This is a genomic window from Thermophilibacter gallinarum (genome assembly GCF_014982725.1).
Taxonomy (GTDB): Bacteria; Actinomycetota; Coriobacteriia; order Coriobacteriales; family Atopobiaceae; genus Thermophilibacter; species Thermophilibacter gallinarum.
The window spans coordinates 181,618-205,074 of the sequence record NZ_JADCJZ010000003.1 but is presented as its reverse complement, the minus strand read 5'-3'; the positions used below and the strand labels follow the sequence as shown (position 1 = coordinate 205,074).

The following is a 23,457-nucleotide window of genomic DNA, read 5'->3' as shown; positions in this document are numbered from 1 at the left end:
CCACATGTCCGTCACCCCGCTCGAGCTCGCCAAGGTCGCCGCCGTCGCGGCCGACTCCAAGAAGGCCGACGACGTCGTCCTTCTCGACCTCTCGCCCCTGACCGACGTCTGTGACTACTTCCTGGTGTGCACCGGCGAGAACGCTCGTCAGGTCGATGCCATCGTCGACGAGGTCCGTACCAAGGTGAGCGCCAACTGCGGCGTGTCGCCGATCTCCTGCGAGGGCCGCGAGGGGCTCTCCTGGGTGCTCGTTGATTACGGCTCGGTCGTGGTGCACGTCTTCCGTCGCGAGACGCGCGAGTTCTACCGCCTGGAGACGCTCTGGGCGGATGCTCCGCGCGTGGAGCTCGGCCTCGACGAGTAGCGCCGCGGGCGGCGCCCCGCGGGGACGTCCGGACCAACCCCTATACTGGGCGTATGGGAGCTTCGCACGACATAGTCGGCTGGGACGGACCGGCCGTGGGGCTGCTCGACCTCGACGCGTTCTTCGCCTCGGTCGAGCAGCTCGACCATCCCGAGTGGCGGGGGCGGCCGGTGATCGTCGGCGGCTCGGCCGACCGACGCGGCGTCGTCTCCACGGCCTCCTACGAGGCGCGGCACTACGGCGTCCACTCGGCCATGCCCTCCGCCACCGCCCGGCGCCTCTGCCCGCAGGCGATCTGGACGCAGGGGCACTTCGGCCGCTACCGCGAGCTCTCGGCCTCCGTAATGGCCATCCTCACGGACGAGACGCCCCTCGTCGAGCAGGTCTCGATCGACGAGGCGTTCTTCGACGTCACGCCCGGCCGCTTCTCGCACGAGAGCCCCGTCGCCATCTGCCGCCGTGTGCAGGAGCGCGTGTCTGAGCTCGGCATCACGTGCTCCATCGGGCTCGGCGTCAACAAGACGGTCGCAAAGATCGCCTCGGAGCGCGAGAAGCCGCGCGGGCTCACCGTCGTGCTGCCGGGCACCGAGTGCGCGTTTCTCGCCCCGCTGCCCGTGGGCGCCATGAGCGGGATCGGCCCCGCGACCGAGGCGCGCCTTCGAGAGATGGGCGTGCGCACCCTGGGCGAGCTCGCCGCGACCGACGGCGAGGAGCTCGAGCGGCGCTTCGGTGTGCTGGGGCCGCGCATGGCGCTGAGGGCTGCCGGGCTCGAGCGCAGCGTCGTGGCCGAGGCGGCGGTGCCGGACGAGGTGAAGTCCGTATCGAACGAGCGCACGTTCTCCCATGACCTGACCACGCGCGACGACGTCGAGGCGGCGGTCCTGCACGTGGCGGACATCGTCGCGCGACGGCTCAGAAAGCGGGGGCTCCGCGGGCGGACCGTCACCCTCAAGCTCAAGTTCGACGTCAGCCACGCGCGCACGGCCCAGCATGCCCTGCCGCGCCCGAGCGACGACGCGCGGCAGATCGGGCGGCTCGCGGTCCGGCTCCTGGACGAGGCATGGAACGAGGGCGTGCCGGTGCGTCTCGTGGGAGTCGGCGTCTCGGGGTTCTCCGACGAGGCGCCCGAGCAGCTCACCCTCTTCGACGGGGCGGGCTCCGAGGGACCCAACGGGTCCCCCGGCCGCGACCTCTCGGCACTCGGCCGCGTGACCGACGCCCTGCGCGAGCGGTTCGGCGACGACGCCGTGAGCTACGGGCGCGACCTGCGCTTCAGGGACCGGACCTCGGACACCGCGCCGATGGGGAAGTCGGACGCCTAGGGCTAGATGACGACGGTCATCGTGGTGCCGTCCTCGGCCGTCGAGGTCGCCGACATGGTGCCCCCCGCCGCTTCGACGATGCCCCGCGCTATGGCGAGCCCCAGCCCAAAGCCGCCCTCGTCCGTTCGCTGGCGCGCCCGGTCGGTCCGGAAGAACCGGTCGAAGAGGTGCTCGAGGTCCTCCGGCGAGATCACCTCGCCGAAGTTGCTGACCTGAAGGCGAGAGCGTCGCCCGGACCGCCCGAGCCGGACGCTGACGGCGCTGCCCTCGGAGGCGTACTTGGTCGCGTTGTCGAGGAGCGTTCGCACCACACGACCGTAGTCGTCCGGGGTGACGTGCGCCCGCACGTCGTCGGAGAGCTCCTGCTCTATGGTGCAGCCCCGCTCGAAGGCGACCGCGTCAAACTCGAGGCAGCACTCGGAGACGATGGGGGCGAGCTCGATCTCCGGGACGCTCTCACGTGCCGTCCCGGCGGCCTCCCGCTCGTCGGCACGGGCCAGCGTGAGCAGGTCCTCGACGAGGTCGCGAAGGTGCTTCGCCTCGTCGGCCGTGCTCTCGACCCAGCGCCGCGACTCCTCGGGGACGCCCTCGTCCTTCAGGAGGATCTGCGTGTTGGCGAGTATGACGGCGAGCGGGGTCTTGAGCTCGTGCGAGGCGTCCGAGACGAAGCGACGCTGCTGCCGCCAGGCGCGCTCGACCGGCCTCAGCGCCCAGCCGGAGAGGACGTAGGCGATGGCGAAGAGCGCCCCCATCGACGCGAGGAAGACGCCCACGTTCGTCACGGCCTGGTCGCGCAGCGCCATGTCGATGGTGTAGGTGTCGAGAAAGGCTATCCGGTAGCCCCAGGACGTCTCGGCGCGCTTCCACATGACCGGGTACTCGTCGCAGCGACCCGAGCTCGCCTCGCTCGAGGAGGCGTCGAGAATGACGGCGCGGAGCGTCTCGAGGGGGACGTCGAAGGGCGTCTCGTCGACGACGAGGACCGCCCCCTCGCGGGAGATGTCGACGACCGCGGCGAGCATGTAGTCGCTGCCCATGGTGCCGGTCGGGTCGCCGAGCTGGCCGACCGAGACGCCCCGCTCGACCGCCCGGTCCAAGATTCGGTCGGCGCCGGCGCGCAGCGACGCGGCGTTGGCAAAGAACGTGATCCCGAGCACGCCGGCGAGCACCAGGCCGACGAGCAGCATGGTGATCGCTATGAACTCCCTGCGCAGGCGCTTGAGCATGGGTGGCTACCCCTCGATGACCTCAAGGCGGTAGCCGAGCATCCGAAGCGTCGTGATCTGCACGCGGGAGCCGATGTGGGCGAGCTTCTTGCGCAGGAAGGACACGTAGGCCTCGACGGAGTTCTCCGAGGCGTCGACGTCCCCCCAGACGCGTCCGAGCAGGTCCTGCTTGGAGACCACGCGGGGGCTGGAGCTCATGAGGATCCGCATCACCTCGAACTCCTTGCCGGAGAGGTGGATCGACTTGGTGCCGCAGGAGAGGTCGTGGGTCTCCAGGTCGAGCGTGACGTCGGCAAAGGTGACGTCGTCGAGCAGGACGTCGCCGCGACGGCGCGTGAGCGCCCTCAGGCGGGCGAGAAGCTCGTCGGACTCGAACGGCTTGGTCATGTAGTCGTCGGCGCCCGAGTCGAGGCCCGCCACCTTGTCGGCGGTGGACGTCCGCGCGGTGAGCATGAGGACCGGCGTGGACACGCCCTGCCTCCTCATCTCGTGCGCGACTGCGTTTCCGTCCATGCCGGGCAGCATGACGTCGAGCACGACGGCGTCGTAGGACCCGGACAGGGCCGCGCGGAGGCCGGAGCGGCCGTCGTATGCGGCGTCGGCGTTGTATGAGGCGTCCGTCAGGATGCGGACGATGGCGTCTGCGAGGTTGCGCTCGTCCTCGACGACAAGGATGTTCATGGGACCTCCCTTGCTGGTTCCCCCGTCACCGGGCGTTACGTGGGCTATCCTACCCAGCGGACCTGAATTTCTCCTTAACGTCGGGCCTCGCCACGAGGCCTCGCGGCCCCTTTCACAAAAACTGCACCTTGCAGCCACAGAAAAGAGTCGTAAGATGATATGTCGTTTTGTGGCTGAGCGGTGCGGCCATCCTACCAACCACGCGCACCGCACGTATGGAGGAGTGTTCATTGGCAGTCAAGATTCGCCTGGCCCGTCACGGTGCCAAGAAGCGCCCGTACTACCGCGTCGTCGTCGCCGACGGCCGCATGCCGCGTGACGGTCGCTACATCGAGGAGGTCGGCCGCTACAACCCGCTGACCAATCCCAAGACCATCGACATCAACCTCGAGAAGGTCGACGAGTGGGTCTCCAAGGGCGCCCAGCCCACCAACGCCGTCGCGCACCTCATCGACATCGCTCGCAACGGCCAGCCTGTCGTCGAGAAGAAGACGAAGATCTCCAAGAAGGCTGCCGCCAAGGCCGCTGCCGCCGCCGAGGCTGCCGCTGAGGCCGAGGCCGAGGCTGCTCAGGACGCCGAGTAGGTGTCCTGATGGGAGCCATCGAGGGTTCCGCTGTCGAGGAGCTCGAGCAGGAGCTCCCCTCGGACCGCGTCGCCGATCTCGTCGAGTACATCGTCTGCGGGCTCGTTGACGACGAGGCCGCCGTCTCCCTCGACGTCACTGACGGCGACGAGGGGGCGCTCATCGAGGTGAGCTGCTCCGAGGAGGACGCCGGAAGGGTGATCGGCCGCAAGGGCCGCACGATTAAGGCCATCCGCACGCTCGCGCGCGCCCTCGGGCAGCGCGTGGGGACCGCGGTCGAGGTCGAGGTCGTGGGCTAGGGGCCCATGCGAGACCGCTTCAGGTGCATAGCCCGTGTGGAGAAGACGCACGGGAGAAGAGGGGAGGTCGTGACGGTTCCCGTTCACGGCCTTCCCTCACTTGTGCGCGAGGGGCTCGAGGTCGCCGTTGTTCCGCCCGCGCTGAGGGGCAGTCGCTGGCACGTGGTCGCGGCGTGCGCCGCAGACGGGCGTCACGGCTCGCTCGTGGCGCTCGACGGCGTGCATGACCTTGACGCCGCGGAGTCCCTCGTGGGACGCTTCCTGCTCGCCCGCGTCTCCGACCTGCCCGACGACCTGCCCCTGCACGATGCGGGCCGCCTGGTCGGTCGCATGGTCCGCGACGTCGAGACCGGCGACGAGGGCGTCATCGACGAGGTCATGACCGGTCCCGCGAACGACGTCTGGGTCGTCAGGGGAGAGCGGGGGGAGCTCCTGCTCCCCGTCATCGAGCAGGTCGTGTCGAGCGTCCCGGAGACGGGCGCCATCGAGGCCAGCGTTCCCGCCGGGCTCGTCTGGGAGGAGGTCTGAGATGCTCTTCGAGACGGTCTCCGTCATCCCCGGCGTCTTCGACCCCTATCTGGACGCCTCCATCATGGGGCGCGCCCGTCGCGCCGGGATCTTCGAGTTCAGGGCCCATGACCTGCGCGACTGGACGCACGACCGGCATCGGACCGTCGACGATGCCCCGTTCGGGGGCGGCCAGGGCATGCTCATGAAGCCCGGGCCGATCTTCGAGGCCGTCGAGGAGCTCTCCTCGGAGGGCCCCCGCCCCCACGTCGTGTTCTTCTCGCCGTGCGGCGCCCGCTTCGACCAGCGAGTCGCCGAGCGGCTCGCGGGGGAGGAGCGCGTGCTGCTCGTCTGCGGCCGCTACGAGGGCGTGGACGAGCGCGTCTACTCGCTCGCCGACGAGGTCCTGTCCCTCGGCGACTACGTGCTCACCGGAGGCGAGCTCGCCGCGCTCGTGGTGATCGACGCCGTCGTCCGCCTGCTGCCGGGCGCCCTCGGCGACGAGGCGAGCCCCGTGGACGAGTCCTTCTCGCAGGAGTCCGGGCTTCTCGAGTACGCCCAGTACACGCGCCCGTCGACCTATCGCGGGATGCCGGTTCCCGAGGTTCTGCTCTCCGGCGACCATGCGCGCGTCGACCGCTGGAGGCGCCTGAGCTCGGTCGAGCGGACGGCGCGCTGGAGGCCCGACCTGCTCGAGGGCGTCGATCTCGACGAGGAGGAGCGCCGGGTCGTGGAGGGCGTCGCCCTCGCGAGCGCCTGCGACGGGCCCGGGGGAGGTGTCGCGGATGCCACGCCATCTCTCGGCTGACGACGAGTCCCAGCGCGGGTGGGGGCGGTGGTTCCTGGGGACGCTCGCGCTCTGCGTCGTCCTGTCCGTCCTGCTTCGCGTCTTCGTGGTGGGTGCCTACTACGTCCCGTCGGGCTCTATGCTCGAGACCATCCAGGAGGGCGACCTCATCCTGGGGGAGAAGGTCTCCCTGGCGTTCCGCGACCCCGAGCCGGGCGACGTGGTCACCTTCGACAGCCCCGTGACGGTGGGCGACACGCTCGTCAAGCGCGTCATCGCGGTCGGCGGTCAGACGATCGACCTGGTCGACGGCGAGGTGGTCGTTGACGGCGTCGTTCTCGACGAGCCCTACGTCAACGGCGCGCGCACCGAGTCGCTGAGCGACATCGCGGGCTCCGCCGGCATCTCCTATCCCTACACGGTCCCCGAGGGCACGGTCTGGGTCATGGGCGACAACAGGACGAACTCGAAGGACTCGCGTTTCTTTGGCCCCGTGAGCGTCGATGACGTAACATCGAGGGCGATTCTGATCTACTGGCCACTCTCCGACGTGGGCCTGCTCTAGGCGCGCGCGGGGTCGAGAGAAGGACGATGATGGGCAAGACGACACTGACGTTCCAGGACATGATCCTCGAGCTCGAGCGCTACTGGGCCGCCCAGGGCTGCACGGTCATGCAACCCTACGACTCCGAGGTCGGCGCAGGCACGTTCCACACCGCCACCACGCTGCGCTCGCTCGGTCCCGCGCCCTGGCGCACCTGCTACCCGCAGCCCTGCCGCCGACCGGCCGACGGGCGCTACGGCGAGAACCCCAACCGCATGCAGCACTACTACCAGTTCCAGGTGATCCTCAAGCCCTGCCCGGTGGACTCCCAGGAGCTCTACCTCGGCTCGCTTGCCGCCATCGGCCTCGACCCCGCCGAGCACGACGTCCGCTTCGTCGAGGACGACTGGGAGAGCCCCACGCTGGGCGCCTGGGGCCTCGGCTGGGAGGTCTGGATGGACGGCATGGAGGTCACCCAGTACACCTACTTCCAGCAGGTCGGCGGCATCGAGTGCGACCCGGTGCCGGTGGAGATCACCTACGGCCTGGAGCGCATCGCCATGTACGCGCAGGGGGTCGACTCCGTCTACGACGTCATCTGGTCCTACCTGCCCGACGGCACGCCCATGACCTACGGCGACGTCTTCCACGAGAACGAGCGCGAGTTCTCGACGTACAACTTCGAGGTGGCCAACGTCGAGATGATGCGTCAGAAGTTCGACGACTACGAGGCGGAGTGCCACTCCTGCCTCGAGCGGAAGCTGCCGCTTCCCGCCTATGACTGCGTCATGAAGTGCTCTCATGCCTTCAACCTGCTCGACGCGCGCGGCGCCATCTCGGCGACCGAGCGTGCCAACTACATCCTGCGCGTCCGCACGATCGCCAAGCTCTGCTGCGAGTGCTACCTCGCGGAGGTGGCCGGCAAGACCGACGACGCCGCCAAGAAGGGGGAGGTGGCCTAGATGGCAGAGACCCGTGACTTCCTGCTCGAGATCGGCACCGAGGAGATGCCCTCCGCGCCGCTCATGAACGCCGCCCAGCAGCTCGGCGGCCTCGTGTCCAAGGGCCTCGACGCCGCCGGCCTCGCCCATGGCGAGGTCCGCGTCCTCTCGACCCCGCGCCGCCTCGCCGCCCTGGTCTCTGACGTCGCCGTCGCGACCGACGAGATCCACGAGGTGAAGCGCGGCCCCAAGGCGGCCATCGCCTTCGACGAGTCCGGCGCGCCGACCAAGGCGGCCCTCGGCTTCGCACGCAAGTGCGGCGCCGACGCGGCCGACCTCGTCCGCCGTGTGGACGCCGACGGCAGCGAGTACGTCTTCGCCGAGCGCAGCGTCCCCTCCGAGCCGGCCGCCCCGATCCTCTCGGCCCTCTCCGCCGAGGTGATCGGTGGGCTCCAGTGGCCCAACTACCGCAGCCAGCGCTGGGGGTCCGAGCACGCCACGTTCGTGCGTCCCATCCGCTGGATCTGCGCCCTTCTCGGCACGGACGTCGTGCCCGTGACCTATGCCGACGTCACCTCCGGCAACACCACGCGCGGACACCGCGTGCTCGCCCCGGGCGAGCACGTCGTCGCGTCCCCGGCCGACTACGAGGCCACCCTCGAGCGCGCCTTCGTGCTCTCCGCCGAGCGTCGTGCCGAGGCCATCCGCGTCGGCATCGCGAAGATCGAGGAGGAGCGCGGCGGCGCGCGCGTCGACACGCCCAAGCGCATCTTCGACGAGGTCGTCAACCTCTGCGAGTGGCCGACGGTCCTCGTGGGCACGTTCGACGAGTCCTTCCTCGAGGTGCCGCACGAGATCATCTGCGAGTCGATGCTGTCCAACCAGCGCTACTTCCCGGTCTACGACGCCGAGGGCAACCTCACGCGCGAGTTCGTCGTCGTCTCCAACGCCGATCCCCGCGTGTCCCAGACCGTGGTCGCGGGCAACGAGCGCGTGGTGCGCGCCCGACTCGACGACGCCAAGTTCTTCTACGACGAGGACCTCAAGCGCCCCATGGAGGAGTTCGTCGAGCGCCTCGGCTCGGTCACCTTCCAGGAGCGCCTGGGCACGATGCTCCAGAAGGTCGAGCGCATGGAGGGCCTCGCCGCCGCGGTCGCCAAGCAGGCCGGGGAGGGCGAGGACGGCGTCGCCGCCGCCGCGCGCGCCGCGCACCTCGCCAAGGCGGACCTCGTCTCGCAGGCCGTCGTCGAGTTCACCAACCAGCAGGGCGTCATGGGCGGCTACTACGCCGCGGCGGCGGGCGAGGACGAGGAGGTGTGCGCGGCGATCCGCGAGCACTATCGCCCGCGCTTCGCCGGCGACGAGCTCCCCTCCGGGACCTGCGGGCGCTGCGTCGCGATCGCCGACAAGCTCGACACCGTCTGCGGCATCTTCGCCATCGACGAGCCGCCGACCGGCTCCTCCGACCCCTACGCGGTGCGGCGTGCCGCCATCGGCATCATCGCCATGCTCCGCACGCTGCCCGGCTGCGACCTGCGTCAGCTGATCGGGCTCGCGCTCGGCGCCTACCAGGCCCAGGGCCTCGAGTTCGACCTCGAGGGGGTCGCCACCGCGGTCGTCAGGTTCTTCCAGGGACGCCTCGTCGCCATCGCCCGCGACGAGGGCCTGCGCCCGGACACGATCGAGGCCGTCTCCGCGGTCGGCGTCATCAATCCCGTGGAGTTCATGGCGCGCGCCCACGCCCTCGAGGACGCCCGCTCGCAGAGCCCGGAGCTCTTCGACGACCTGGCGACGGCCTACGCGCGCGCCGCTCACCTGAGCGACCCCTCGCTCGGCTCCGACGTCGACGACGCGCTTCTCGGCGACGCCGAGAGAAGCCTTCTTGCGGCCTGTGAGCAGGGGTCCGTTGCCGTCGGCGACGCGCTCGCGACAGACGACTACGCCGGCGCCCTCGCCGCACTTGCCGAACTCAGAGCGCCCATCGACCGATTCTTCGACGACGTTCTTGTCATGGACGAGGATACTGCGGTAAGGGAGAACCGCCTGCGCCTGCTCAACCGCTTCGTTGAAGTCTTCGTGGGCGTTGCCGACATCGGCGCGCTCTCTCGCAAGAAGTAGGGTAGGCTTGATTCGACCGGGACACGGCCGAGCTACGGGAGGAGACGCGATGCCAAGGCTCGATCTGGATGACGACATCTTCGGACAGGTCGTCCCGCTTATCTACGTGCTGTCCGACGCCCGCGGAGAGACGGCCAACACGGTCGTCATGGCGGCCGCCGCCCAGTTTGGGGACTCGTCCGTCGACATCGAGCGCCTCTCTAACGTGAAGGACGTCGACACCGTCCGCACGTTCTTCGACGAGCGCTACGACCCCGACCGCCCGTGCGCCGTCTTCCACACGTTCGCCAACGGCACGCTCAGGCGCGAGATTCGCCGCGAGCTCGACCGCAGGGGCATTCCCTCCATCGACCTGCTCGGTCCCGCCGTCACCGTCATCTCCACGCTGACGGGCGAGGAGCCCACGCACGAGATAGGCGCCGTCTACAGCGACGCGCCCGCCTCGGAGTAGGGGTTCGCGACATTCGAGACCTGGGGCCCGGGCGTCCGCCCGGGCCCTTTTTCGTCCGCCAGCCGATTGCCGCCGTACGACCAATTGAAGCTTGCGATTTTGAGACACGCTGCTACGATGTGCTGAGTGCCGTTGTGTCGGTACGCCGTAAGTGCGCCCAACGGGGCGTCCGGACATAGAAAGCAAGGGAGAACCATGGCAGAAAAGCACGTATACCGCTTTGGCTTCGACGCCAACGGCAACAACGTGACCGAGGTCGCGGGCGATTCCGTCGCCGAGGCCAAGTGGATCACGGGCGGCAAGGGCGCCAACCTCGCTGAGATGGCCAACATCGGCCTTCCCGTCCCTCCCGGATTCACGATCACCTGCCAGACGTGCGTTGCCTACTCCAGCGCTGGTAACGTCTGGCCCGAGGGCGTCCTCGACGAGATCGACGAGTACCGCAAGGACCTCGAGGAGCGCATGGGCAAGAAGCTCGGCGACTCCGAGGACCCGCTGCTCGTCTCCGTCCGCTCCGGCGCCCCCTTCTCCATGCCGGGCATGATGGACACCGTCCTCAACCTCGGCCTCAACGACGACTCCGTCCAGGGCCTCGCCAAGCAGACCGACAACCCGCGCTTCGCCTACGACTCCTACCGTCGCTTCATCCAGATGTTCTCCGACGTGGTCATGGGCGTCTCCGGCCAGCTCTTCGAGGACGCCATCTCCGCCAAGAAGGCCGAGAAGGGCGTGAAGCTCGACACCGAGCTCGACGCCGACGACCTCAAGGACCTCGTCGCCACCTTCAAGCAGATCTTCGTCGACAACGTCGACGCCGAGAAGTACCCCGAGGTCGTCGTTGACGGCAAGGTGGCCTTCCCGCACGACCCGCTGCTCCAGCTGCGCCTCGCCGAGCAGGCAGTCTTCGGCTCCTGGAACACGGACCGCGCCATCCTCTACCGCAAGCAGAACAAGATCCCCGACGATCTGGGCACCGCCGTCAACGTCCAGGTGATGGCCTTCGGCAACAAGGGCAACACCTCCGCCACCGGCGTCGCCTTCACGCGCAACCCGGCCGACGGCACCAACGAGCGCTACGGCGACTTCCTGGTCAACGCCCAGGGCGAGGACGTCGTGGCCGGCATCCGCAACACCGAGCCGATCGCCGACCTGCCCAAGGTCCCGGGCCTCGAGGAGGCTGGCAAGGAGCTCTTCCACGTCTTCGAGATCCTCGAGGATCACTACGCCGACATGATGGACCTCGAGTTCACCATCGAGCAGGGCAAGCTGTGGATGCTCCAGACCCGCGTGGGCAAGCGCACCGCTCTGTCCGCCCTCAAGGTCGCCATTCAGATGTACGAGGAGGGCCGCATCTCCAAGGAGGAGGCGGTCATGCGCGTTGCCCCCGAGCAGCTCGACCAGCTCCTCCACCCGCAGTTTGACCCTAAGGCCGACTACAAGGTCATCGCCAAGGGCCTCAACGCCTCCCCGGGTGCCGCCGTCGGCGCCGTCGTGTTCTCCTCCGCTGACGCCGAGGCCTACGCCGAGGCTGGCAAGCCCTGCATCCTCGTGCGCTGGGAGACCACCCCGGACGACCTCCACGGCATGGTTGCCGCCGAGGGCATCCTGACCTCCCACGGTGGCAAGACCTCCCACGCCGCCGTCATCGCCCGTGGCATGGGCGCCCCCTGCGTCTGCGGCGTCGATGCCCTCCAGATCGATGCGGTCAACAAGGTTTGCACCATCGCCGGCTCCGACATCACCCTCCACGAGGGCGACGTCATCTCCATCGACGGCACCACCGGTGACGTCATCCTCGGCGAGGTCGCTCTCGTCCGTCCTGAGCTCGGCGGCGACCTCCAGACCATCCTCGACTGGGCCGACGAGGTCCGCAACGACGCCGAGCGCGGCCGCGTGATCGGTGTCCGCGCCAACGCCGACAACCCCGCCGACGCGCAGCTCTCCAAGGACAACGGCGCCTCCGGCATCGGCCTGTGCCGCACCGAGCACATGTTCCTCGGCGAGCGCAAGCAGCTCATCCAGAACTTCATCCTCGCCGACGACGAGGCCGTCAAGGCCGACGCCGTCGAGAAGCTCGGCGCCGCCCAGAAGGGTGACTTCCTCGAGATGTTCAAGGCCATGGACGGCATGCCCGTCATCGTGCGCCTGCTCGATCCGCCCCTGCACGAGTTCCTCGAGGACCCGCGCGACCTTGACGTCGAGATCGCCAAGGAGGAGGCCGAGGGCAAGGACGTCTCCGAGAAGAAGGCGCTTCTCGCCAAGCTCGACTCCTTCCAGGAGGCCAACCCGATGCTCGGCCTGCGTGGCTGCCGCCTCGGCCTGGTCTATCCCGAGCTCAACGTCATGCAGGTGAAGGCCATCGCCTCCGCCACCGCCGAGCTCCAGAAGCAGGGCCTCAGCCCCAAGCCGGAGATCATGATCCCGCTCGTGGCCTTCGAGGAGGAGCTCGCCCTCGTCCGCGAGGTCGTCGAGGAGAACATCAAGGCCGTCGCCGACGAGTACGGCGTCGAGCTCGACATCCCGGTCGGCACCATGATCGAGATCCCGCGCGCTGCCATCACCGCCGAGGACATCGCCAAGCACGCCGACTTCTTCTCCTTCGGCACCAACGACCTGACCCAGATGGGCCTGGGCTTCTCCCGCGACGACGTCGAGGCCGCGTTCATGCCGCTCTACCTCGACAAGAAGATCTGCAAGACGAACCCGTTCGCCACGCTCGACAAGGGCGTTGCCAAGCTCGTCAAGATGGGCGTCGAGGGCGGCCACGCCGGCAACCCCGACATTGTCTGCGGCGTCTGCGGTGAGACCGGTGGTGACCCCGAGTCCATCCACATGTACTATGACCTTGGTCTCGACTACGTGTCCTGCTCGCCGTACCGCGTGCCCATCGCGCGCCTCGCGGCTGCCCAGGCCAAGATCGAGGCCAACGGCGGCGCCGAGAAGGTCGCCAAGTAGTAACTGAGTCCTCGTGACGCAGCGATTACCGAGGGGGGAGGAGGCCAGCGGCTTCCTCCCCCCTCTCGTTGGGAGTGACGATGCGAGTCTTGAGCAGACAGGACCTGGAGCGGGCCGAGCACGAGCGCCTCTCGCCCGACGCCTCCTTCTCCGACGCGAGCGCGGGGAGGCTCGTCGACGAGGCGCCTGACCCCCTGAGGACCTGCTTCCAGTGCGACCGCGACCGCATCCTCCACAGCAAGAGCTTCCGCCGCCTCGCGCACAAGACGCAGGTCTTTCTCGCCCCCGAGGGCGACCACTACCGCACGAGGCTCATTCACACGCTCGAGGTGGGGCAGGTGGCGCGCTCCATCGCGCGCCCGCTCGGGCTCAACGAGGACCTGACCGAGGCGATCGCCCTCGGCCACGACCTCGGGCACACGCCCTTCGGCCACGTCGGCGAGCGCGCGCTGAGCCATGCCCTGGCCCGGCATCGGGGGCTTGACCCCGCGCTCCCGGAGAGTCGGACCCTCTTCGCCCACAACGAGCAGGGCGCGCGCATCGTCGAGCTCCTCGAGCGCGACGGCTCCGGCCTCAACCTCAGCCGCGAGGTCGTCGACGGCATCCGGTGCCACACCGGCCCCGTGCGCGCCCGCACGCTCGAGGGGCGGGTCGTCTCGCTCGCTGACCGGATCGCCTACGTCTGCCACGACATCGACGATGCGGAGCGGGCCGGCCTTCTTCGCGAGGGTGACCTCCCGGCCGCGCCGCGAGCCCTTCTCGGCGCAAGCTCATCCGAGCGCATCGAGACCATGGTCCACGACGTCGTCTCCACGAGCTCCGAGCTCGGGGACGTCTCCATGTCCGCCCCGGTGTGGGACGCCATGATGGAGCTGCGACGCTTCCTCTTCGACAATCTCTACTCGCGCGGCGACGCCAAGTGGGAGGAGCCCAAGGCCTACGTCATGCTCGAGGAGCTCTTCGACCACTTCGTCACGCACCTCGACGAGGTGCCGGAGGAGTATCGGGTCCATGACGACGACAAGCCCGACGTCCAGGTCGCCGACTTCATCGCCGGCATGACCGACCGCTATGCCGTCTGCGTGTACGAGGAGCTCAAGGTCCCGCAGTCATGGAAGCGGCGCTGACGGTGTGCGAGGGGGTGTCGCATGAGCAGGCGTGACGGTGGCGGCGCACTGACGGCGCTGGCCCTGGTCCTCTCCGTGCTCCTGGTCGTCGCGGGCGGCGTGGCGCTGTACCTCGTCATGACGTCCTCGGCCCCCGGGGCGGGGGGACAGGTGACGGCCGAGCCTGCGCTGGAGCGGAAGTCCTTCCATGAGTACGACTGGGACGAGCTCGCCGAGGTCGCCCGGATCGTGGCGGGGGAGGACAGCGTCGACGGTGCCGTTGCCGTCGCTGCCGAGTGGGGGATCGAGATCGGGGATGTGCGCCCGCTGCCGCTCGCGGATGGGCGGAAGGCCACGCTCACGGTCATCGGCATCGCCCACGACGAGCGCTCTGACGGTTCGGGTAGGGCCGGCCTCACGCTCCTGGCGGCGCCCATAGCGGTTCGCCCCATGAACGGGGAGGACACCGTCGAAGGCGGCTGGGAGGGGAGCGACCTCAGGGCCTGGCTCTCGGGCGAGGCGCTCTCGCTCCTCCCGGACGAGCTTGCCCGGAGCGTCGTCCCCGTCCGCAAGGCGACCAACAACGTCGGAGTGAGCGACGACCCCGCCTCCGTCACCGTGACGTCGGAGACGCTCTGGCCCTTCTCGGTGCGCGAGGTCTGCGGCGACGTGACCGTCTTCGCCGACGAGTACGGCGACAAGATCCGCGGCCGGACGGACTACATCGACTATGGGGCGTATGACGACCTGCTCAACCTCGAGGGCGAGCAGTACGCCTACTTCGCCGAGTCGGGTGTCACCTGCTTCTCCGACCCCGACGGCGTCCTCTCGCTCGACTACGGGGGCGCGCCGACGGGTTGGTGGTATCGGACGCCGTACCCCTACGCCTTCATCGGCGAGGAGGGCTCCTACTTCTACCAGGTCATGGAGGGTGGCTATCCCGTGACGCTCGGCTACGCCGGGCAGGGTTCGGGCGTGACGGTGGGGCTCTGCCTGTGAGTTGTGTGGTTCTTGTCCTTCTCGCTGGATTTGCCTATAATATGCCGCTGTGTGTAAACCTATGTGTCGTTCGCATGCGTCGGCACCTCTAGAGAAGGAAAGAGAGACATGGACTACATTCGTGCCATCGAGCGCCAGCAGATCCGCGAGGACATCCCCGCCGTCAAGGCTGGCGACCACGTCAAGGTTCACTACCGCATCGTCGAGGGCGACCGCACCCGCGAGCAGGTCTTCGAGGGCGACGTCATCCGCATGAGCGGCGCCGGTGCCCGCGAGACCTTCACCGTCCGCAAGCTCAGCTTCGGCGTCGGCGTCGAGCGTACCTTCCCGCTCCACAGCCCCAAGATCGCCAAGCTCGACGTCGTCCGTCACGGTGACGTCCGTCGCGCCAAGCTCTACTACCTCCGCGACCGCGTGGGCAAGGCCGCTCGCATCCGCGAGAAGCGCGACTAGGGCAGAGCAAATCGCACTGCGAGCCGCCCCCGTGTGGGGCGGCTTTTCTTTTGAGGAGGTCTCATGGCTGCGGACTCACCGCACCCCGCCTCGGCCCGGGAGGTTGCCGCGACGCTTGCCAGCGCCCCGCTCGAGGAGGCGCGCACGCTCGTGGAGCGCTATGCCGACGACCCCCGCAAGCAGGTGCTTCATGCAGTCGAGGTCGCGCGCCGCCGAATCGCTCGCGAGGAGGCGGAGCGCACCCGCGTCGAGGCCATGTACGCCCTGCAGGCCGAGCTTGCCGAGGGGCGCGAGGTCGTCGTCGGCGTTGACGAGGTCGGTCGCGGCGCCCTGGCCGGGCCCCTCACCGTCGCGGCCGTCTGCCTGCCCGCCGACCCGCTGGTCTGGGGCCTGAACGACTCGAAGCAGCTGTCGCCGCAGGCGCGCGAGCGGGTCGCCGCTCGCGTGGCGGAGGTCGCGGTGGCGATCGGGATCTGCCACGTCGAGCCCGCCACGATCGACGCGCTGGGGATGGGCGCCTGCCTTCGCCATGCCATGGCGACGGCCGTGCGCGAGACGGGGCTCGATCCCGAGCTCGTCCTCATCGACGGCAACCCCGTGGGCGCGCACCCGGCGGAGCACTGCGTGGTGAAGGGCGACGCCAAGATTGCGAGCATCGCCGCGGCCTCCATCGTGGCAAAGGTCACGCGAGACGCGCTCATGAGCTCCTACGAGTCCGAGTACCCCGGGTATCACCTCGCCGAGAACAAGGGGTACGGGTCGGCGGAGCACATCGCCGCCATCCGCGAGCTCGGTCTCTCGGCGATCCACCGGGCCTCCTTCTGTGGCAACTTCATGGAGACGCCGCGTCTCTTCTAGCCGGGCGGAATCGGCGGTCGCTTTCGTCCCGATGCCCGGGCGCTGGTCAAGGGAGCCGCCCTCATGCCTGAGGGCGCGGTCGTCAGCCATCTGACAGACGCCCGAAAGCCTCGCGACAACCTGATGAAAGGCCGCTCTGGGAACCTCTCCTCACCGACGAGGAGGGAGAGGTCATGCTTGAGGGCACATCCTACGCACGGGTCAGAGACGTTGAGCACGGGGAAGGGTCGTACGCTCCGCAGGCGGGGCCCGTGCGGCAAGCGTGCCGCATGGACTCCCACGAGCTCGGCAGGAAGGGGGAGGCCGCCGCGGCCGACTACCTCAAGAGGCTGGGCTGGGAGATCATCGAGCGGAACTGGAGATGGGACTACGGAGAGGTCGACATCGTCGCGCATGCCGCGTCGACCCCGGAAAACCTCGTCACCTTCGTCGAGGTAAAAACGCGGATGGCGAGAAGGGGCGACGACGAGCCGGTACCCGAGGACGCTGTCGACTTCGAGAAGCGTCGGCGCTACGTCGACGCCGCCCGACACTACATGATGCTCCACCCCAGGTTCGAGAGCGTGCGCTTCGACGCCGTGGCGATAACCGCCTGGGAGGATGGCGGGGCACATCTGCATCATGTCATGCACGCGTTTGGCATGGAGCGATGATGTGCGCCGGCTCCGCGACCGTACTCGGGGCTTCCCTGCGCGGGATTGACGCGACGATCGTGACGGTCGAGCTGAGCATCTCCGGCGGGCTCCCGGGGCTCGACATCGTCGGCATGCCGGACATCGCCGTGCTGGAGGCCCGGTCGCGCGTGCGCTGCGCACTGCGGGCGAGCGGCTACACCATCCCGCGGGAGCATGTCACCATTAACCTCGCCCCCGGCGAGCAGCGCAAGAGCGGGACGGCCTTCGACCTTCCGATCGCCGTCGCGCTGCTCGTGGCGACAGCGCAGCTCCCCGCGAGCGTGGCCGAGGGTCGCCTGTTCGTCGGCGAGCTCGGGCTCGACGGGTCGGTCTGTCCGGTGCGCGGCGAGGTCGCCTACGCCACGCTGGCCAGGGAGGAGAGCCTCGAGCTGGTGGTCTCGTCGGAAAGCCCGCTCACCGGTGCCGGTGCCGACGCGGCGCGCGGCCTGAGGGCGCTCTCGCAGCTCAAGTCGCGCTCCGGGGAGCTTCCGCGGCTGCGGGTCGCATGCCGCGAGATGACCGACGACATCGCCGCGTCGGACTTCGTGGACGTCATCGATCAGGACCTTGCCAAGAGGGCGCTTCTCGTCGCGGCCGCCGGCGGTCACGGCGCGCTCATGGTCGGGCCTCCCGGGTCGGGCAAGACGATGCTCGCGCGCTGTCTGCCCTCGATCCTTCCCCCGCTCTCCGAGGAGGAGGTAAACGAGACGATGCTCATTCATTCCGTCGCAGGTCAGCCCATCGACGCCATCGCACTTGGGCACCGCCCGTTTCGCGCGCCCCACCACTCCATCTCCACGGGAGGCCTCGTCGGGGGAGGGAGGCCGGTGCTTCCCGGAGAGGTCTCGCTCGCGCACCACGGGGTGCTCATGCTCGACGAGATTCCGGAGTTCGCGCGCGGGACGCTGCAGGCGCTGCGACAGCCGCTCGAAGACCATGAGGTCCGCATCGTGCGCGTCGACGGCGCCTACGTCTTCCCCTGCGACTTCCAGCTCGTGGCAACGGCCAACCCCTGCCCGTGCGGACATCTCGGCGACCCGGGACAAGAGTGCACCTGCACGCCCCAGAGGATCAACTCCTACCAGGCGAAGCTCGGCGGCCCCCTCATGGACCGCATCGACGTGGTCGTGGACGTCCCGCGTCCCGAGTCCTCGAAGGTGATCTCGGGAAACGCGGGCATGTCATCGGGGGAGATGGCGGAGCAGGTGTCGGCAGCGCGCGCCTTCAGGGCCTGGCGCGAGAGCCGCGAGGGCGCAACGGCCGACGCGCGACCACCGGCGTCCATGCTCGACGCACGGGCGCGCCGCGCGTTCGAGGTCATGGCCCGCAACCTGCTGCTCGGGGGCAGGGGCATCGCCCGCGTGACGCGCGTCGCGCGGACGATAGCCGATCTGGCGGAGCACGAGCTCGTCACCGAGGACGACATCGTCGAGGCGATCGCGTTCCGCTCGAGGGGGTCGGCATGAGGGGCGGCGCGTGCCCGCGCGGGGGCTGGGTCGTGGGGCGAGGGGACGCGCTCTACCCGACGTCCCTCGAGGACCTGCCCAGCCCGCCGGAGAAGCTCTTCGGGATGGGCTCTCCCGAGGCGCTCCTCGGCCCCTGCGTCTCGGTCGTCGGCGCGAGAAGGGCGACCCCCTACGGCCTCGCCGTGGCGGAGATGGCTGGCCGCGTCGCCGCCGAGTGCGGGCTTACGGTGGTGTCCGGCGGGGCGATGGGCTGCGACCATGCGGCCGCGAGCGGGGCCCTGGCGGCCGGGGGTCGAACGGTCGTCGTGTCGGGGTGCGGGGCGGACGTCGTCTACCCGAGGTCCTCCCGCGACGTGTTCGAGGCTGCGGTCTCCGACGGGGGCGCGGTCGTCTCCGCCGAGCCGTGGGGCCAGGGACCCCGCCGATGGGCGTTCCCCAAGCGCAACACGCTCATCGCCGCGCTCTCCAGGGTTCTTCTCGTGACCGAGGCAGGCGCCCGTTCCGGAACCATGTCGACCGCAACGGCCGCGACAGAGCTCGACCGCATAGTCTACGCGGTGCCCGGTTCGATCTTCTCGCCCAACTCCAGCGGGACGAACCAGCTCATCAGCGAGGGGGCCCGCATGCTGCCCGACGAGCACGCGCTTGCGGTGTCCATCGCGCTCGACTACGGCCTCGCCCGGGTGGGCCCCCAGGGGAGCCGGGGGAGGCTCGGGCCCGTCATGTCGGCGCTCGTCGCGTCGCCCTCTCGGCCGGACGAGCTCGCGGCGCGTCTGAACGAGGGGGTGCTCACCGTCATGAGGACGCTCGCCGAGTACGAGGCGAGAGGAATCGTGGAGCGGCTGCCCGACGGAAGATACTCGCCCACGCGCGCCTTCCTCATGGGGCACAATGGGTGAGGTATGCGAGATGAGTGCAAGGGGGATCGATGGGGGAGTTCGTGACGGTCGTCGGCGGTGGCCTCGCGGGGTGCGAGTGCGCCCTCCAGCTCGCGCGCAGGGGCGTTCGCGTGCGCCTCTACGAGCAGCGTCCCGCCCACGAGTCCCCGGCCCACCACACCGCCGGCCTCGCCGAGCTCGTCTGCTCCAACTCGCTGAAGTCGACGAAGGAGGACTCCGCCGCAGGCATGCTCAAGGCAGAGCTCGACCAGCTCGGCAGCGTCCTTCTCGCCTGCGCGCGAGCGTGCGCCGTCCCCGCGGGGGGTGCTCTCGCCGTCGACCGCGTCTCCTTCTCGGACATGGTGACGGGGCTCATCGAGCGCGAGCCGCTGATCGAGCTCGTTCGCGAGCGCGTCCGGGCGCTGCCCGAGGGTCCCTGCGTCATAGCGGCCGGCCCCCTCTGCGACGACGAGCTGTTTGACGCGCTCACGCGTGCGGTGGGCTCCGGGCGCATGAGCTTCTTCGATGCCGCGGCCCCCATCGTCGACGCCGACTCCCTCGACCGCTCCGTCGTCTTCGAACAGTCCCGCTACCAGTGGGAGGGCGGCGGAGACTACCTCAACTGCCCGCTCGGGAGGGACGAGTACGACGCCTTCGTCGACGAGCTCGTGGCCGCCGAGCGCGTCCTCGCGCGCGACTTCGAGCAAGCCGACCTGTTCTGCGCCTGTCAGCCGGTCGAGGAGGTGGCCCGTACGGGGCACGACACGCTCCGCCACGGGGCCCTCAAGCCGGTCGGCATAACTGACCCCAGGACGGGGAGACGCCCCTGGGCGGTCGTGCAGCTGCGCGCCGAGAACTCAGGGCACGCCGCCTACAACCTCGTCGGGTTCCAGACGAACCTCACCTGGCCCGAGCAGCGGCGCGTCTTCAGGATGATCCCGGGGCTCGGTGAGGCGGAGTTCCTCAGATACGGCGTCATGCACAGAAACTCGTTCGTGGACGCTCCCCACGCCCTGGACGCCACCTTCCGGATACCCGGCACGCAGGTGCGCCTCGCCGGGCAGATCACCGGAACCGAGGGCTACGTCGAGGCGATCGCCTCGGGGCTGCTCGCCGCCCTCAACGTGTTCGCCGAGCGGGTGGGTGGCGAGCCCGTCATCCTTCCGCCGACGGGCGCGCTCGGGTCTCTCGTGCGCTACGCCACCGACCCGGCAACGTCCGACTACCAGCCCATGCACGTGAACTTCGGTCTCTTCCCTCCGCTGGGCGAGCCGATCCGCAACAAGGCACAGCGCCGTGCGGAGCTCGTCCGACGCGGCCGTCGCGACCTGACCGATTACCTTTCCCACCGCGCCGACCTTCTCGTTCCCCCGGATGGGGGCGGGGAGTGCTGACGCCCGAGGCGCGCTCGCGCGCCCGCGAGCAGGACGCCCTCGACGAGGCGATCGACGCCTGGTGCGCCAGGCTGGCCGATGTCAGGAGGCTCTCTGACAACACCGTGAGGGGCTACCGTCACGACCTCGCCTCGTTCTCTGGCTGGGCGCGGCGCGAGGGGGTCGCGCCCCTCTCCATCACGCATCGAGAGCTCCGTCGCTATCTGACGGAGCTGTCCCGTGCAGGCTACGCCGCTACCACGGTGTCGAGGCGCCTCTCTGCCCTGAGGGGGCTCTATCGCTGGATGCTTCGCGAGGGGAGGTGCCCCTCGGCCGCCGTCGCCGCCGTCTCCAGCCCCAAGCTCTCCCAGACGCTGCCGCACACGATGAGCGACGAGGAGGCGTCGAGGCTCCTCTCCACCTGCTCCGGGCCTGAGCCCGTCGACCTCCGTGACCGCGCCTTCCTCGAGCTCCTCTACGCGAGCGGCGCCCGAATCTCCGAGGCCGCCGGGCTGCGCCTCGGCGACGTCGACTTCGCGCAGCGGCAGGTGACGCTCTTCGGCAAGGGCTCGAAGGAACGAATCGTCCCCCTCTACGACCGTGCGCTCGAGAGTCTTCGTGCCTATGTCGACCACGGTAGGGGCGCCCTCCTGCGTCCCGGGCACACGACCGACGCCCTCTTCGTCTCGACGCGCGGGAACCCCATGTCCGCCGATGCCCTCAGGACCCGGTTCGAGAGGCACGTCGCGGAGGCGGGTCTGGAGCCCGGCCTGACGCCGCACGCCATGCGCCACACCTTCGCCACCGAGCTCCTCTCGGGCGGAGCCGACCTGCGCAGCGTCCAGGAGCTTCTCGGCCACGAGAGCCTCTCCACGACGCAGGTCTACACGCACCTTTCCGTCGATCGCCTCCGCGAGGCCGCCCGCAGGGCGCACCCCCGCGCCTCGTCGCACGGCTCCGCGTGAGTGGTGAGGATGTGAACCCTCGACAGGGGCGTGACGAGCGGCTATACTTGCAAATCGCTGTGCAAAGGCACGGCGCGCCGCTGACGCGGCGCACACGACACACGCGTGACTACCCGAGCGCCGTGGTGCCGCGGGCTTCTAGCCAGGCCCGGGGTGGCGTCCCAGGGGATGACCTCACGCGGAGGACCAACCACAGGAGGTTACACATGGCTAAGATCACCATCCAGACCCTGCTCGATGCCGGCTGCCACTACGGTCACCAGACCCGCCGCTGGAACCCCAAGATGAAGCCCTACATCTTCGGTGAGCGCAACGGCATCTACATCCTCGACCTCAAGCAGACCATGCTCGGCGCCGACCGTGCTTACACCTTCCTCAAGGAGACGGCCGCCAAGGGCGGCACCATCCTGTTCGTCGGCACCAAGAAGCAGGCCCAGGAGCCCGTCGCCGTCCAGGCCGAGCGTGCCGGCATGCCCTTCATCAACCAGCGTTGGCTCGGCGGCATGCTGACCAACTTCACCACCATCCGCTCGCGCATCCAGCGCATGGAGGAGCTCGAGGGCATGGTCGAGGACGGCAGCATGTCCCTGCGCGGCAAGAAGGAGCAGGCCGTTCTCACCAAGGAGCTCGCCAAGCTCCAGACCAACCTCGGTGGCGCCCGCACGATGACCTCGCTGCCCGCCGCCATCTTCGTCGTCGACACCAAGCGCGAGGAGATCGCCATCCGCGAGGCCAACCGCCTCCACATCCCCGTCGTCGGCCTGCTCGACACCAACTCCGACCCCGACGTCGTCGACTACGGCATCCCCGCCAACGACGACGCCATCCGCTCCGTCTCGCTGATGTGCGAGCTCGCCGCCGACGCGGTCCTCGCCGGCTCCGGCAAGGAGCAGATCAGCGCCGAGGAGATGGCCGGCACCGCCGAGCCCGCCGCCGAGACCGAGGCCGTCGAGGCCCCGGCTGCCGAGTAGACCGCACGTTAGCTTCCAGGAAGAGGAGATATCCATGGCTCAGGTTACCGCCGCCCTCGTCAAGCAGCTCCGCGAGATGACCGACTCCCCGATGATGGAGTGCAAGAAGGCCCTCGTCGAGGCTGACGGCGACATCGACAAGGCCGTCGACATCCTCCGCACGATGGGCATCGCCAAGGCCGTCAAGCGCGCCGGCCGCGACACCAACGAGGGCACCATCGCCGCCTACGTCTCCGAGGACGGCAAGACGGGCGCCCTTCTCGAGCTCACCTGCGAGACCGACTTCGTCGGCACCAACCCCAAGTTCACCGGCTTCGCGCTCGACCTCGCCAAGATCGTCGCCGAGAACGACCCGGCCGACGTCGACGCCCTCAAGGCGTGCGCCATGGGCGAGTCCACCGTCGACGCCGAGCTCACCGAGATGATCCACGTCATCGGCGAGAACATGAAGGTCGCCCGCTTCCAGCGCGTCTGCGCCGAGGACGGCGCCCTCGGCAGCTACGTCCACCTGGGCGGCAAGCTCGCCGACATCGTCACCTTCAAGCTCGGCAAGGCCGAGACGGCCGCCAACGAGCAGTTCAAGACCTTCGCGCACGACGTCGCGATGCAGGTCGCCGCTGCCGCCCCCGTCTCCGCCCGTCGCGACGACGTCCCCGCCGACGTGATCGAGCACGAGCTCGCCATCTACAAGGCCCAGGCCGCCGAGTCCGGCAAGCCCGAGGCCATCCAGGAGAAGATGGCCCAGGGTCGTCTCGAGAAGTACTTCAAGGAGAGCGTCCTCACCGAGCAGGAGTTCGTCAAGGACGGCTCCGTCACGATCGGCCAGCTCGCCAAGAACGTCTCCAAGGACGTCGACGACACGATCGAGGTCATGAGCTTCGTCCGCTACACCTTCGGCGACGCCGAGTAGCATCGAGCATCAGCACCGCACACGG

24 protein-coding genes are annotated in these 23,457 nt (G+C 69.2%); 22 read left to right on the top strand and 2 right to left on the bottom strand.

Annotation, left to right across the window (positions count from 1 at the left end):
- Positions 1-4: 4 nt before the first annotated feature.
- Complete coding sequence (gene rsfS / locus INF26_RS07650; protein WP_193530356.1) at positions 5-364, top strand: ribosome silencing factor; 360 nt, start codon at positions 5-7, stop codon at positions 362-364.
- 53 nt (positions 365-417) lie between these two features.
- The gene (dinB, locus tag INF26_RS07645) at positions 418-1,686 is read left to right on the top strand and encodes a DNA polymerase IV (RefSeq protein ID WP_193530355.1); all 1,269 of its coding nucleotides are present in this window, start codon (positions 418-420) and stop codon (positions 1,684-1,686) included.
- Between the two features lie 2 nt (positions 1,687-1,688).
- Here the strand turns inward: dinB and INF26_RS07640 are convergent, their stop codons facing one another.
- Positions 1,689-2,912, bottom strand: coding sequence for a sensor histidine kinase (locus tag INF26_RS07640; RefSeq protein WP_193530354.1), 1,224 nt, complete (start codon positions 2,910-2,912; stop codon positions 1,689-1,691).
- A gap of 6 nt (positions 2,913-2,918) precedes the next feature.
- On the bottom strand, positions 2,919-3,593 hold the full coding sequence (locus tag INF26_RS07635) for a response regulator transcription factor (protein WP_193530353.1): 675 nt from the start codon (positions 3,591-3,593) through the stop codon (positions 2,919-2,921).
- A gap of 230 nt (positions 3,594-3,823) precedes the next feature.
- Between INF26_RS07635 and rpsP the strand changes: the two genes are divergently transcribed.
- The 20 genes from rpsP (at position 3,824) to tsf (ending at position 23,432) form a co-directional block, all read left to right on the top strand.
- Complete coding sequence (rpsP, locus tag INF26_RS07630) at positions 3,824-4,177, top strand: 30S ribosomal protein S16 (RefSeq protein WP_193530352.1); 354 nt, start codon at positions 3,824-3,826, stop codon at positions 4,175-4,177.
- An 8-nt stretch (positions 4,178-4,185) separates the two neighbouring features.
- Positions 4,186-4,476 (top strand): KH domain-containing protein, encoded by a 291-nt coding sequence (locus INF26_RS07625; RefSeq protein ID WP_193530351.1) that lies wholly within the window; start codon positions 4,186-4,188, stop codon positions 4,474-4,476.
- 69 nt (positions 4,477-4,545) lie between these two features.
- On the top strand, positions 4,546-5,004 hold the full coding sequence (locus tag INF26_RS07620; RefSeq protein ID WP_332307338.1) for a ribosome maturation factor RimM: 459 nt from the start codon (positions 4,546-4,548) through the stop codon (positions 5,002-5,004).
- 1 nt (position 5,005) lies between these two features.
- On the top strand, positions 5,006-5,791 hold the full coding sequence (gene trmD, locus INF26_RS07615) for a tRNA (guanosine(37)-N1)-methyltransferase TrmD (RefSeq protein WP_193530349.1): 786 nt from the start codon (positions 5,006-5,008) through the stop codon (positions 5,789-5,791).
- The gene (lepB, locus tag INF26_RS07610; RefSeq protein ID WP_193530348.1) at positions 5,769-6,335 is read left to right on the top strand and encodes a signal peptidase I; all 567 of its coding nucleotides are present in this window, start codon (positions 5,769-5,771) and stop codon (positions 6,333-6,335) included. Before trmD ends, lepB begins: the two co-directional genes overlap by 23 nt.
- Before the next feature lie 29 nt (positions 6,336-6,364).
- Entirely contained in the window at positions 6,365-7,276 is a 912-nt protein-coding gene (locus INF26_RS07605) for a glycine--tRNA ligase subunit alpha (protein WP_193530347.1), read from the top strand.
- Positions 7,277-9,373 (top strand): glycine--tRNA ligase subunit beta, encoded by a 2,097-nt coding sequence (gene glyS / locus INF26_RS07600; RefSeq protein WP_193530346.1) that lies wholly within the window; start codon positions 7,277-7,279, stop codon positions 9,371-9,373.
- Between the two features lie 49 nt (positions 9,374-9,422).
- Positions 9,423-9,824, top strand: a complete 402-nt coding sequence (locus tag INF26_RS07595) for a kinase/pyrophosphorylase (RefSeq protein ID WP_193530345.1) — start codon at positions 9,423-9,425, stop codon at positions 9,822-9,824.
- A 195-nt stretch (positions 9,825-10,019) separates the two neighbouring features.
- Positions 10,020-12,779, top strand: a complete 2,760-nt coding sequence (gene ppdK / locus INF26_RS07590) for a pyruvate, phosphate dikinase (RefSeq protein WP_193530344.1) — start codon at positions 10,020-10,022, stop codon at positions 12,777-12,779.
- Between the two features lie 80 nt (positions 12,780-12,859).
- Entirely contained in the window at positions 12,860-13,906 is a 1,047-nt protein-coding gene (locus tag INF26_RS07585) for a deoxyguanosinetriphosphate triphosphohydrolase (protein ID WP_193530343.1), read from the top strand.
- A gap of 21 nt (positions 13,907-13,927) precedes the next feature.
- On the top strand, positions 13,928-14,884 hold the full coding sequence (locus INF26_RS07580; RefSeq protein WP_193530342.1) for a DUF6273 domain-containing protein: 957 nt from the start codon (positions 13,928-13,930) through the stop codon (positions 14,882-14,884).
- Between the two features lie 108 nt (positions 14,885-14,992).
- A complete protein-coding gene (gene rplS / locus INF26_RS07575) occupies positions 14,993-15,337 on the top strand; it encodes a 50S ribosomal protein L19 (protein WP_193530341.1) in 345 nt (114 codons plus the stop codon).
- 63 nt (positions 15,338-15,400) lie between these two features.
- Entirely contained in the window at positions 15,401-16,195 is a 795-nt protein-coding gene (locus tag INF26_RS07570) for a ribonuclease HII (RefSeq protein WP_193530340.1), read from the top strand.
- 173 nt (positions 16,196-16,368) lie between these two features.
- Complete coding sequence (locus tag INF26_RS07565) at positions 16,369-16,848, top strand: YraN family protein (protein ID WP_193530339.1); 480 nt, start codon at positions 16,369-16,371, stop codon at positions 16,846-16,848.
- Positions 16,848-18,335 carry a YifB family Mg chelatase-like AAA ATPase gene (locus INF26_RS07560; protein WP_332307337.1) on the top strand — a complete coding sequence of 496 codons (1,488 nt, stop codon included), beginning with the start codon at positions 16,848-16,850 and terminating at the stop codon, positions 18,333-18,335. The genes INF26_RS07565 and INF26_RS07560 overlap by 1 nt, the downstream gene beginning before the upstream one ends.
- Positions 18,332-19,234, top strand: coding sequence for a DNA-processing protein DprA (locus tag INF26_RS07555; RefSeq protein WP_193530337.1), 903 nt, complete (start codon positions 18,332-18,334; stop codon positions 19,232-19,234). Before INF26_RS07560 ends, INF26_RS07555 begins: the two co-directional genes overlap by 4 nt.
- 29 nt (positions 19,235-19,263) lie before the next feature.
- Entirely contained in the window at positions 19,264-20,607 is a 1,344-nt protein-coding gene (gene trmFO, locus INF26_RS07550; RefSeq protein WP_193530336.1) for a methylenetetrahydrofolate--tRNA-(uracil(54)-C(5))-methyltransferase (FADH(2)-oxidizing) TrmFO, read from the top strand.
- Positions 20,601-21,551 carry a tyrosine recombinase XerC gene (locus tag INF26_RS07545; protein WP_332307336.1) on the top strand — a complete coding sequence of 317 codons (951 nt, stop codon included), beginning with the start codon at positions 20,601-20,603 and terminating at the stop codon, positions 21,549-21,551. The genes trmFO and INF26_RS07545 overlap by 7 nt, the downstream gene beginning before the upstream one ends.
- 206 nt (positions 21,552-21,757) lie before the next feature.
- Positions 21,758-22,522 carry a 30S ribosomal protein S2 gene (gene rpsB, locus INF26_RS07540; protein ID WP_193530335.1) on the top strand — a complete coding sequence of 255 codons (765 nt, stop codon included), beginning with the start codon at positions 21,758-21,760 and terminating at the stop codon, positions 22,520-22,522.
- A 34-nt stretch (positions 22,523-22,556) separates the two neighbouring features.
- Positions 22,557-23,432, top strand: coding sequence for a translation elongation factor Ts (tsf, locus tag INF26_RS07535; protein WP_193530334.1), 876 nt, complete (start codon positions 22,557-22,559; stop codon positions 23,430-23,432).
- Positions 23,433-23,457: the final 25 nt, after the last annotated feature.